An 11772-nucleotide genomic window follows, 5' to 3' on the forward strand; every position below is an offset into this window, starting at 1 on the left:
AACGAGATAAGGAGAATGATGAATGAAACTATTTTTCATATTAGGTGCCATTAACGCCATGCTTGCCGTTGGGCTTGGAGCCTTCGGTGCACATGGACTGGAAGGGAAAATCCCTGAAAAGTATATTGAGATATGGAATAAAGGTGTTCAATATCAGATGTTCCATGCGATTGGACTATTTATAGTGGCCTTTCTTGCAGATAAGCTGTCAGGTGTCTCTTTAGTACCGGCCGCTGGCTGGGTAATGCTTGCAGGTATCCTTTTCTTCTCAGGAAGCCTTTATGTGCTGGCATTGACTCAGGTGAAGATTCTCGGTGCCATTACCCCAATTGGCGGAGTGGCGTTTATCGCTTCTTGGATCATGCTTGTCATTGCAGCAGCAAAAAATTTATAAGTCAAAAAACCGATGCTCTGATGGGGGGCATCGGTTTTTTCTTAACTCCAGTAAGGGGTGTAGTTGGGCGGTGCTTGATAATAAGGGACGTAGTGAGAAGGAGGGACAGGGTGCGTTTGGGCCTCTTCCTCTTGGTGACAGAACGGTCCGATAAACACACTTGGTTTCACAGGCTGTGTCGCCTTCTTCCACTGCGTTTCGTTCATGCAATACGTATGTGCCATGATGTGAGAGGGGGTAAGGGTGAGAAGGTCTGAGCCTAGGATCACTTCTGGCGTAGATGCATTAAAAATGGCTAACAAATGAGTTCTGTCCTGCAAGGCGACTTCATAGTGCCACCAGCCTTGAGGCACGTTCGCCACCTGCCCAGGGGTGATGGTATAGGTGTGCAGCTTTTTTGTAAATGGATTCAGCATGGATACAGCAGCAGAACCGGTTATACAGTAAACAAGCTCTGCGGCATTTTGGTGATAATGAGGCTCTACTACTTTACTTTTACTCAAATATATATCAAGCAGGGATACTTGATCCAACGAGTTTAATTGTTTTTTTCCTAAAACATTTATCAGGTTATGTTGATCATATTTGACGAGGGGGCTTTGATTCAGATCGTATGAATATTTGACATTTGGTGAAGTATAATCCAGCTCAACAGTCATTGATGTCACCTCTAGGCTTTTGATAAAAACTACTAGGCATCTTATGAGCGGCGCCCAAAAAGTGTGTCAAAAACCTAGTCAAAAGAAAAAAAGCAAGGGCGTCTGCACCTTGCTTTTTGCTTGAAGTTATCTTGGAGAATACGTTGACATAGAGTATGGATAGTCATATTGAATTTCCCCATCAAACGTAATGTAATCAAGGTAGATCGTTAACAGTAAGTATCGTGTCCCTGTCTTGTTATCACTAATGATAATGTGGTCACGTCCTGCAGCTTCAATGACCCCTCTAAAAATCTTCGAATTCCATTCCTTACTCGCTTCAAACGTCATATAAATCGTGGCGACCTTGCCGCGGTTCAATCGTAAAATATTTTCAATATAGGACTGCTCAATTGGCAGCTGACCCGTGACATTCTGCTGATATATTGGCCCAGAAGGAATTTGATATGGCTGTCCGCTGCTCTGCGCGCCTTGGCCTCCTTGTGAAGCACCAGTAGATGGCATTGGCGAATAACCTTGCTGCATTTGACCCTGCATTTGACCCTGCGTTTGGGGAGGGACTGAATAACCCATCTGCTGCGCAGGATACGGATTTGCTCCATATTGTTGCTGGCGAAAATCTTGACCTTCGAAACCCGAACCTTGCCCAAATTGATTTTTCAATTTCATAACGTTCCTCCTCTTTCCTCATGGTGTTCTAAACAGAAGGCGTTTAAGCCTGTTGTTTCCATAGCATTCTTTCTCTCTTTCACACTATGAGACAGGAGGGGAGAATATGTACATTGAACGAAAAAAAGGAACTGCTTGGCGCAGTTCCCCAGCGTGTAGACAAACCCTCGCATTCGGTGTCAGTCCTGTGCGCCGGTGCTCACGAATGTCAAATTCGCTCCGCTCCGGTGCTCGTCCTTCCTAGACTTCAAAGGTTTTCAATCACGCTGAAAAGAAGACAAAGGGCTAAAATAAAGATCATTTTAGCCCTTTGTCAACAATCTGAGGAACTGCTTGGAGCAGTTCCCTTTACATCATCCAGTTAACAGCCCGCTGGACATCAAATACAAGTGTCATAATGAGAAAAAATGCGGCCAGCGGTGTGATGACGACAATGAAGGCTTGCCATACTTTTAGCTTCATCACAGCGACAATGCCTAACACAGCCATCCCCAATATCCATGTCTTTGCATATGCTTCAGTAAGTGTCCAAAGATCGAGATAATACCATACTTCATAATGCTGATCTAAATAGGGAGAGATCTTAACAAATGTATACGGACCAAGCATCCCCACAGTGAAAACCCAAGTAAGGGCAAATAAAGCAGAAGGAAAAAAGATCGTCAGAGTGCAGGCCTTGAGCACATCTCGATAAGGCGTTTTATTGCCAAAAAAGAGCCGTCCTAACCACTGTAAAATGAGTGCACCGAAAAATAGAATGAGATGGCCTGCTAAAATACCAAAACCCGCCCCATGTAACAGAATAAAAGGGAATGGAATATGATTGCCCATATACTCACTAAAATACCCTTCGTAGATCCAGCTCGTCCCAGCGATACTTGCAAGGAGTATCATCAGCCAAATTGGAATAGAGGAGTGTTGATATGAGCGAATAATCGTTTTTGTCGCGACGAAAATTTTAAAAAATCGAAAAAATCCTTTTGCTTCCTCTTCTTGGGAGAGATCACTCTTCATAGCTTTCAATGTTCTTTACTCCTTTAATACACACAAATAATTACTTATATTACCAAAAATTTCACGTTTTTCAAAGATAGATCAATAAAAAAGTACAATTTTATAAAAAATAGGTCATTCTACAGTCTTTTGAGATGGAGACACATATGATAAACCATATTTTAAAAGAGACCGAGGTGAAAAAATTTTGACGAAAGTAACTGTCATTATGACGAGCTACAACAAGGCGGATTACGTTGGCAGATCGATTGAAGCGATATTAAACCAGACTTTGTCAGACCTTGAACTTTTTATCATGGATGATGGATCAAACGGAAAAACCCTGGCTGCTATTGAGCCTTTTCGCAAAGATCCGCGCGTCCATTTTATCCAAAGCGGTGTCAAAACGCTGAAAGAACGAACGGCGAAAACCCGCTATGCCGTACTCATTAATCAAGCATTAGAACAGGCGAAGGGTGAATATATTTCTTATGCGACAGATGACAATGTCTATGCACCGGAGCGTTTAGAGAAGCTTACGAATTATTTAGATGCCCGCCCGAAAGAAAATATTGTCTATTCTGGTTCTAAAGTGATCTATTTAAATAGCAAAAAAGAGCCTGTGAAGGAAATCATTCGTCGTGCCCAAACTGTGCAATGGAATGCACCATGTGCCATTGATCATTGCTCAGTTGTTCATCGTGCGTCCATTTTAAAAAAAATTCATGCTGAGTTTAAATCTTACTGGGACGAGAGTCCGCGTTTTTATCAGTTAGGGGATGCTCGATTCTTTTTTAGATTAAATCATTTTTATCCGTTCTACCCCTATAACGAAGTGCTCGATACGAATTACATCACAGAACAGTCGATTCATTATCAGCTGGCAGAAAAAGAAAAAAGTGACTTTGTAAAAGCACTTCCCCCGCAGTCTTCCTGCTGGGAGCTCCGCCGTATATTAAAAAAGAGATATGGGAGGTAACCTGAGTGTCGCACTATATTCATCATTATTGGCAGGTATACTTTGAGTATGTGAATTTAATGAAAGGCTTGTCTTATCGTCAAATTCCTCTTGGGTTAATCAGCAATTTTTATCAATACATCAGCCCGGAGGTCAGAGAACGAATGGAAGATGAAGCGTTTGGCCACAAACTGACCACCACTTGTCCTTTGCCGCAAGACATTCAGCCATTTTTTGATCAGCACAAACAAAAGATGAAGCGTATCGCATATCGTCCTGAAGATGGAAAGGTATTGCTTCACTTCGACCACCTACGCTTTACTGAAAACAATTATACACGATTTCATCCGAACAAAACGATGGTGTTGGCCCGCTGGAGAAAGGCTGATTATTTTGGATTACCAGTGATCAGCAAGCCGGATTTAGTAGGAGAGGTTAATAAAAAAGCCCATGCTAAATATATTAAAAAAGCCAACGCTCTACTGAAACCTTACGCACAGCATCCCGTCTTTGGCAATGCTTTTTTTAAAGAAAAACTTCTGAAGGACATTGTGCAATTTATTGATGTGATTGACCAGACAGAGACGTTATTTCACAAGCATCCAATTGCAGCCGTCATTGTCGGTACGACGGAGGATGTTTACAGCCGCGTGCTGGCTCTGCAAACAGTGAAGCGTCAAATCACTAGTATTTGTCTTCAGCATGGTGTACTTATGGGTGATGAAGCCTTTTTACCGATTTTCACAACACTTCATGGGGTGTTTGGGAAGTATGAAAAGGACTGGTATGAAGCCAAAGGCTGTCAGCCTGAACAGGTGGAGATGACAGGTCATCCAAGGTTTGATTTGGTGCATGAACGAAAGCCGCTTCAACAGGATTTGCTGTTTCGTAAATTGAACTTCAGCCCAGCCAAAAAGACAATACTTGTGGCGACGCAGCCATTTTCAGAGGCCTTTTATGGAAATGTCCTTAAAACGCTTGCGAAACAGAAAGATATCCAGCTTATCATCAAACCGCATCCATGGGAGATAGCACGAAACCGCATAAATGATTATGTGGAGATTGAGCGAGCAGCAAACCAAGTGAGATTGATTAAAAAAGAAATCGATTTGTATGATCTGCTGCCATATATGGATATGGTCATTACGCTCACATCAACTGTCGGAATTGAAGCCATGCTGTTTAAGAAAAGTGTGCTGATTGGGAAAATGACAGAAGGCAGAAGGTACCCTTATTACGAGTCGTTTGGCAGCTATCATATGGAAAATCCAGTTGAACTTGCTGAGAGGGCGATCCGTATTTTGTCAGATGAACAAGAGATGAAGCTGGCGAGACAGCAAGGCGCTCTTTTCACCAAAGAACATTATCCACATGCTCTATCGACGGATGTTCTGCTTGCTCTGCTCAAAACAAAAACAGGTGTGGATTTTAAGAGATAAGAAGAGGGGGGGCAAGTGATATGGAACAAAAGAGAACACAATTTCTTCCTTATGCACTGCCTTTGATTGAACAGGAAGAAATTGATGAAGTCATTGGAACATTAAAGTCCGGCTGGCTGTCAACCGGACCAAAAGTCAGGCAGTTTGAAGAAGAATTTCGGCAGCTGACAGGTGCAAAACACGCGATAGCTGTCAATTCATGTACAGCTGCTCTATTTTTAGCGTTAAAGGCGAGAGGCATTGGGGCTGGTGATGAAGTGATCACAACGCCCCTGACGTTCTGCGCAACAGCCAATACGATCATCCATACGGGGGCAGCACCTATTTTCGTGGATATTGATCCGGCGACACTCAATCTGGATGCGGAGAAAGTAGAAGCGGCCATCACACCACATACAAAAGCGATTGTACCTGTTCATTTTGCTGGTCAATCGTGCGATATGGACCGGATTTTAGCGATTGCCAAAAAGTATGATTTGTTTGTGCTTGAGGATGCCGCCCATGCCCTCTATACGACGTTTCACGATCAGCTCATTGGATCAATTGGTGATGCGACCGCTTTTAGTTTTTATGCAACGAAAAACATAGCGACCGGAGAAGGCGGCATGCTAACGACAAATGATGATGCACTTGCAGCTCGAATCAGAAGACTAGCGCTCCACGGGATGAGCAAGGGAGCGTGGAATCGTTATGGAGAAAAGGGAACGTGGTATTACGAGGTCGAGGAACCTGGCTATAAAATGAACATGTTTGACGTGCAAGCATCGTTAGGGCTCGTTCAGCTAAGCCGGCTGGAAAACATGCAGACGCGCAGAGAACAGATTGCGAAGGCATACAACCAGGCTTTTCAAAAAGAAGCAGGTCTGATCTTACCGCCTGTCCACCAAAAGGGAAGACATGCGTGGCATTTGTATGTGCTGCAAGTTGATCCGGAAAAAGCAGTCATCACACGTGATGACATGATTGATCAGCTGCAAAAGGAGTATAAAATTGGCACGAGCGTTCACTTTATTCCTGTTCATTTGCATCCATATTACGAGCAAACCTACAACTATTCACCAGAGGACTTCCCTGAATCACTCACTTATTACAAACGAACTCTCTCACTCCCGCTTTATCCAAGTATGACAGATGAAGATGTGCAGGATGTTATCACCGCAGTGTTGTCTATTTTAAAAGATAAGAAGGCATCTTCATGAAGGTTGTTCATGCAATAGACGATCAGGTGCTTGCCGCTTGGCTGGAGAAATATGATCACCGGGCGGAACACATGAACAGTTTCAAACAATTTGCCCTTGTCAGCGGAGCCCAGCTTAAAGCGGTGTTGTTATACGATTGGTCCAAATGGGAGAGCGGTATTTTTAATCAGCATATTTTTCATGTGAAGTTTGTGGAAGCTGAATCAGCACTTGCTTTTCAAGAATTGATGGAGCGATTCATCATTTGGATGAGAACCGAAAAATGCGATTTCTTCTTTTTACGCCTTGAAGCGGCTGATCTTGAAAAAAACCGTATTGTCCAAAAGCTATCACATGTCTACTATGTCGGCGGCCTCACTAGGCTTGAGGCACCGCCTGCTCAAATGGAGATGCCATTATCAGGTCAAGATGTGGTGATTAGTCTGCCGGATGAAAAGGAATACGATGAGGCGGTTTCACTCGGTGGTCAGGCTTTTGTGAAAAGCCGTTATGCACTTGATCCATATTTAGACCAGCGTGTCGTCCGGCATTTCTATCAGGAATGGATGAGAAATAATTTGTATGGGCGTGCAGATATCAATCTCGTAGCAAAGCTGAACGATGAAGTGGTTGGCTTGATTCAAGGAAAGGCCATAGCTAATAAAATAGGGATTGAGCTTTTTGCCATTAGGTCAGATATTCAGGGAAAAGGGATCGGAAAAAGGCTGTTTGTAGAGATGATGAAAGTATCTCATGATAGACAATATAACTTCATCTCAGCTGGAACGCAGTTGCATAACATTCCTGCGATTCAGCTGTACGAGAAGATGGGATTTAGGACAATGAATACTTTTCTGTATTACCATGTGTGGCCGAGAAAAGGAGAGAGATAAGATGGCGCATTTCTATATTGGAGATCGCAAAGTGGGGGATGGTGCGCCTGTCTTTATCATTGCAGAGGCAGGCATTAACCATGATGGAAAGCTGGATCAGGCCCTTGCTTTAATTGATGTGGCAAAAGAAGCAGGTGCCGATGCGGTGAAGTTTCAGATGTTTCAAGCTGATCGGATGTATCAAAAGGAACCGGGTTTGTACGAAACGGCCAAAGGAGAAGAAGTGTCCATTTTTTCGTTAGTAGAACAAATGGAGCTGCCGCCAGAATGGCTGCCGGCTTTATTAACACGTTGTGAGGAAAAGGGACTGATTTTTTTAAGCACAGTGTGTGACGAGGAATCTGCGGATTTATTGAATCAAACCGATCCGCCTGCTTTTAAACTGGCATCCTATGAAATCAATCATTTACCTCTTTTACGTCACACCGCTTCTTTTCAAAAGCCGATCATTTTTTCAACAGCTGGGGCAACCATTGCCGATGTTCATGAAGCATATGATGCCATTACAAGCCAGCAAAATAAGCAAATCGCCATCATGCATTGTGTGGCAAAGTATCCTGCACCTAGAGCATTCACGAATCTTCGTGTGCTGCAAACCTTAACCTCAGCTTTTCCTGAGGCAGTCATTGGCTTTTCGGATCATAGTGAGCACCCAACTGAAGCGCCTGTTGCCGCTGTGAAGCTTGGGGCAGCCATGATTGAAAAGCATTTTACAGTGGATAAAACGTTACCTGGGGCGGATCATTCCTTTGCCCTTGATCCTGAAGAATTAAAGGAAATGGTTCAGCATATTCGAGCAGCAGAAAAGCAGCGAAATCAAACAGAAGAAGACGCTCATTCTGTGCCAGAGGAGCTTCTTGGCAGTTCTTATAAAACGACAACAGCCATTGAAGGTCAGATTCGTGAATTTGCGTATCGAGGGATTTTTACGACAAGAGGCATTGCAAAGGGCGAGACCTTAACTTCAGAAAATCTAGCCGTGCTGCGTCCAGGACAAAAAAGTCAGGGCCTGCATCCGCGATACATGGAGCTTTTACTTGGCGCAAAGGCTGTGAGCGACATCCCAGCCCATACAGGCGTTTCGTGGAAAGATGTGCTCACGCAGGAGTCCCAAAATGATCAATGATGTGCTCTTTGTCATTCAGGCTAGGATGGGTTCGACAAGGCTGCCAAAAAAGGTAATGAAACCGATCGGGGGGATGGCGCTGATCGATGTGATTGTTGAACGGGTAAAGCAATCAAACCATTACAATCACAAAACACAAAACCTCATGATCGCCACAACGGTTGAGGCAGAAGATGATCTGCTGGCTCATTATTGTTTATCAAAGGGCTATAAGGTGTTTCGTGGCAGTGAGACGGATGTGCTTCAGCGATTTGCGCAGATTGTCCGACAGTTTGAACCGCAAACTGTTGTACGTTTAACGGGAGATAATCCATTCATAGATTCGGCACTTTTGTCGAAAATGCTTGAAAAACATAGACAGGAGAAGGCTGATTACACGTATACGAACGGAACACCACTCGGTATTTCCGGGGAAATGATTGACGCACCTATTTTAAGTGAAATCGACAATTTTCCCCTCTCGCAGCCAGAGCGTGAGCATGTCACGCTGTATATCAGAAAGCATCCGGAGCAATTTCACCTTCAATTATTCACACCGCCCAAAGAACTTGCATATCCTGCTTATCGATTCACGATTGATACAGAAGAAGATTACGTGTTTGCTACCCGGTTACTTGAGAAAGCTGGTGGTTCCATTGCTGTGCCAACGGCTGAACTCATATCCATCTGTGAACAAGATCCAGACATTGTTCGGTTGAATCAATTTGTGAGACAGAAGGATGCTGAATGAACAAAAAAATTTTGATTGTTGTCTTTGGTGGTTTTTTAAGAGGGATGGGGCATGTCGTCAGAATGAAACAGTTAGCAAGGGAGCTGCTTCAGGAAGATAATGACCTATTTATCTATACAAATGAGCGGATTTGTGTAGAAATGCTATCGCATCCAGCGTGGCACGTCCACATGGTGCAGGAGTCGAATGCGCTCCTTCAGTTGCAGCAGGACATGAAAGAGCTGAAGCCAGATCTTCTACTGATTGATGTCCTTGATTGTGACCTGCAGTTCCTTCGAACGATCAAGGATTCCTGCGGCTCTGCAAGGCTGGTCTTATTCGAGGAAAAAAGAGATGAAGCCTGTCAGCTTGCGGATGCTGTCGTGAACGGTATTTATGGAGGTCTGGACGGGAAGCACATGCAAGTAAATGGGACGGCATATTTTCATGGAACACCTTATTTATTGTTAGATCATGAGATTGGCAAATTAAAAGACACATATGTGGTTCGAAAAGATTGCAAAAGGGTGGTCATCAGCCTTGGGGGCAGTGATCCGCGCGGATTGTTATCAAAGGCTGTATCAGCACTTCTACAAGCAAATCATTTACACATTCTAGCGGTGACAGGAAAAGCCTCTCACATCAAAGAGCAAGTAGAGGCTGAGCATATTCAATTCATTCGCCATACTGATCAATTACCTGCCCGTCTATGGGAAGCTGATTTGGCTATTGTTGCAGGAGGCATGACGTTATATGAGGCGGTTTGTATCGGGGTGCCCAGCATTGTACTTTCGCAAGTAGACCATCAAGCAGTTACAGCCAGTAATTTCGCGCAAAAGGGAGCCTGCCTACACCTTGGATTAGGTGATCATGTGGATGAAAAAGATCTATTGCGTGCTGTTGAAAGGCTGTCCGGCAGCTACTTTCTCCGCAGGAGCATCCATCTCAATGGACGGACACTTATTGATGGAAAAGGAACCGAACGAGTGAAAAACATTCTTATACACCTCATGAACGATCATCAAAAAGAACATAAGGATGTGTAGATGTGAAGGGAGTTATTTTAGCAGGAGGTAAAGGATCGCGACTGGCCCCATTAACTAAGATTTTCAACAAACATTTATTGCCGGTTGGTCCATATCCGATGATTTATTGGTCATTGTTCAAACTGAAAGAAGCAGGTATTTTAGATGTGATGCTGATTTCACAAGAAGAACAAATCCCGCTGTTTCAAAAATTGCTTGAGGGCGATCAGGGACTTGGGATGAACATTGTTTATCAAGTACAGCCAGAGGCTTCTGGCATTTCAGACGGTTTATCCTATGCAAAGCCCTTTGTAAAAGGGGAGAAGTTTGTGCTCATGCTTGGTGATAATGTATTTGAGGATGCGTTAAGCCCTTTTGTTGAAGCCTTTCAGCAGCAAGAAAGCGGAGCTAAGGTCCTTTTGAAAGAAGTGACAGATCCGAAGCGGTTTGGCATTGCAGAAATTGATGCCGCACACCACCGGATTTTATCAATAGAAGAAAAGCCAGAGCATCCGCTTTCATCCTACTGTGTCACGGGTATCTATTTTTATGATCAAGAAGTCTTTCAATATATTGAGAAAATCTCGCCGTCAGATCGAGGTGAATTAGAGATTACAGATGTGAATAATCTCTATATCTCAAATAGCCAGCTGACCTATGATATGTTAGAAGGGTGGTGGATTGATGCCGGAACACATGAATCTCTCCACCAAGCATCTACGAAAATGTTTGAAACGATGAAGAAAAAAGAGGGATACGAATGACGAAGTCTTATTTAATTACAGGCGGAGCGGGATTTATCGGACTGAATTTTGTGAAACTGCTGCTTCAGGAATCAGATGTCCGGCTCACCGTATTTGATAAATTAACGTATGCCAGTCATCCAGAGGAAATGGATGAATTATCAAAGCTGCCTCATTTCCGTTTTATTCAAGGAGATATCACCCTGCAGCATGAGCTGGATCAAGTATTTGATGAAGCCTATGATGGCATCATTCATTTTGCAGCAGAATCGCATGTCGATCGCAGTATTGAATCGGCAGAACCTTTTATTCAAACAAACGTCCTCGGTACCTATCGTATGCTGGAAGCTGTCTTAAAGGGAAAGGCGAAAAAACTCATTCATATTTCAACAGATGAAGTATATGGAGATTTGGAATTGGATGATCCTGCTTTCACAGAACAAACACCACTCTCACCGAATAATCCTTATTCAGCAAGTAAGGCGAGTTCAGACCTGCTTGTGAAATCCTATATCCACACCCACCAATTACCCGCAATGATCACACGATGCAGCAATAACTATGGACCCTATCAGCATGAGGAAAAATTAATACCGACCATTATCAGAAAAGCGGTCAATGGCGAAAAGATCCCGATTTATGGAGACGGCCAGCAGATTCGTGATTGGCTGTATGTAGAGGATCATGCGAGAGCTGTGAAGCAGGTGGTGGAGAGCGGATCAGCCGGGCAGGTGTACAATATTGGCGGCGGCAATGAGAAAACGAATCTCGATTTAACCAAAACCATTCTCACACAACTTGGCATCAGTCATGACCAAATTGCGTTTATTCAAGACCGAAAAGGGCATGACAGACGATATGCCATTGATGCCAGTAAGCTAAAAGAAGAGCTCGGCTGGGCGCAGGAGACTTCATTTGAAGAAGGTATTGAAAAAACGATCAATTGGTATCGTGCCAAATATGATCAGAGAGAAGAAGGGTGACGG

The 11772-nt window shown here is 43.6% G+C and carries 13 protein-coding genes; 10 read left to right on the forward strand and 3 right to left on the reverse strand.

Annotated elements, in window-relative coordinates; all coding sequences use genetic code 11:
• Window positions 1–22 precede the first annotated feature (22 nt).
• Entirely contained in the window at window positions 23–394 is a 372-nt protein-coding gene (locus tag R0K30_RS06600; RefSeq protein ID WP_034621882.1) for a DUF423 domain-containing protein, read from the forward strand.
• A gap of 41 nt (window positions 395–435) precedes the next feature.
• Here R0K30_RS06600 and R0K30_RS06605 read toward each other — a convergent pair whose 3' ends face one another.
• The 3 genes from R0K30_RS06605 to R0K30_RS06615 all read right to left on the reverse strand — a co-directional run bounded on the left by R0K30_RS06605 (window position 436) and on the right by R0K30_RS06615 (window position 2745).
• Window positions 436–1053: a cupin domain-containing protein gene (locus tag R0K30_RS06605; RefSeq protein WP_410609722.1), complete on the reverse strand. Its 618-nt coding sequence runs from the start codon at window positions 1051–1053 to the stop codon at window positions 436–438.
• A 126-nt stretch (window positions 1054–1179) separates the two neighbouring features.
• Entirely contained in the window at window positions 1180–1722 is a 543-nt protein-coding gene (gene gerQ / locus R0K30_RS06610; RefSeq protein ID WP_410609724.1) for a spore coat protein GerQ, read from the reverse strand.
• A gap of 348 nt (window positions 1723–2070) precedes the next feature.
• Window positions 2071–2745, reverse strand: coding sequence for a YIP1 family protein (locus tag R0K30_RS06615; protein WP_410609726.1), 675 nt, complete (start codon window positions 2743–2745; stop codon window positions 2071–2073).
• A 178-nt stretch (window positions 2746–2923) separates the two neighbouring features.
• Here R0K30_RS06615 and R0K30_RS06620 point away from each other — a divergent pair, with 178 nt between their 5' ends.
• From R0K30_RS06620 to rfbB, 9 genes are read left to right on the forward strand one after another with little or no spacing between them, the layout of a single operon-like run.
• Complete coding sequence (locus tag R0K30_RS06620; protein ID WP_367307882.1) at window positions 2924–3694, forward strand: glycosyltransferase family 2 protein; 771 nt, start codon at window positions 2924–2926, stop codon at window positions 3692–3694.
• 5 nt (window positions 3695–3699) lie between these two features.
• Window positions 3700–5112: a capsular polysaccharide export protein, LipB/KpsS family gene (locus R0K30_RS06625; RefSeq protein WP_410609728.1), complete on the forward strand. Its 1413-nt coding sequence runs from the start codon at window positions 3700–3702 to the stop codon at window positions 5110–5112.
• Between the two features lie 20 nt (window positions 5113–5132).
• The gene (locus tag R0K30_RS06630; protein WP_230030577.1) at window positions 5133–6311 is read left to right on the forward strand and encodes a DegT/DnrJ/EryC1/StrS family aminotransferase; all 1179 of its coding nucleotides are present in this window, start codon (window positions 5133–5135) and stop codon (window positions 6309–6311) included.
• Window positions 6308–7183: a GNAT family N-acetyltransferase gene (locus tag R0K30_RS06635; RefSeq protein WP_410609731.1), complete on the forward strand. Its 876-nt coding sequence runs from the start codon at window positions 6308–6310 to the stop codon at window positions 7181–7183. The genes R0K30_RS06630 and R0K30_RS06635 overlap by 4 nt, the downstream gene beginning before the upstream one ends.
• 1 nt (window position 7184) lies before the next feature.
• Window positions 7185–8309 (forward strand): N-acetylneuraminate synthase family protein, encoded by a 1125-nt coding sequence (locus R0K30_RS06640; protein WP_410609733.1) that lies wholly within the window; start codon window positions 7185–7187, stop codon window positions 8307–8309.
• Entirely contained in the window at window positions 8299–9039 is a 741-nt protein-coding gene (locus R0K30_RS06645) for a cytidylyltransferase domain-containing protein (RefSeq protein WP_410609735.1), read from the forward strand. Before R0K30_RS06640 ends, R0K30_RS06645 begins: the two co-directional genes overlap by 11 nt.
• On the forward strand, window positions 9036–10064 hold the full coding sequence (locus R0K30_RS06650) for a PseG/SpsG family protein (protein ID WP_410609737.1): 1029 nt from the start codon (window positions 9036–9038) through the stop codon (window positions 10062–10064). The genes R0K30_RS06645 and R0K30_RS06650 overlap by 4 nt, the downstream gene beginning before the upstream one ends.
• A gap of 2 nt (window positions 10065–10066) precedes the next feature.
• Window positions 10067–10807 (forward strand): sugar phosphate nucleotidyltransferase, encoded by a 741-nt coding sequence (locus R0K30_RS06655; protein ID WP_367307889.1) that lies wholly within the window; start codon window positions 10067–10069, stop codon window positions 10805–10807.
• Window positions 10804–11769 carry a dTDP-glucose 4,6-dehydratase gene (gene rfbB, locus R0K30_RS06660; protein ID WP_410609739.1) on the forward strand — a complete coding sequence of 322 codons (966 nt, stop codon included), beginning with the start codon at window positions 10804–10806 and terminating at the stop codon, window positions 11767–11769. Before R0K30_RS06655 ends, rfbB begins: the two co-directional genes overlap by 4 nt.
• The last annotated feature ends 3 nt before the right edge of the window (window positions 11770–11772 follow it).

Source organism: Bacillus sp. SIMBA_154 (assembly GCF_046536015.1).
Classification (GTDB): Bacteria; Bacillota; Bacilli; order Bacillales; family Bacillaceae; genus Bacillus; species Bacillus pumilus_P.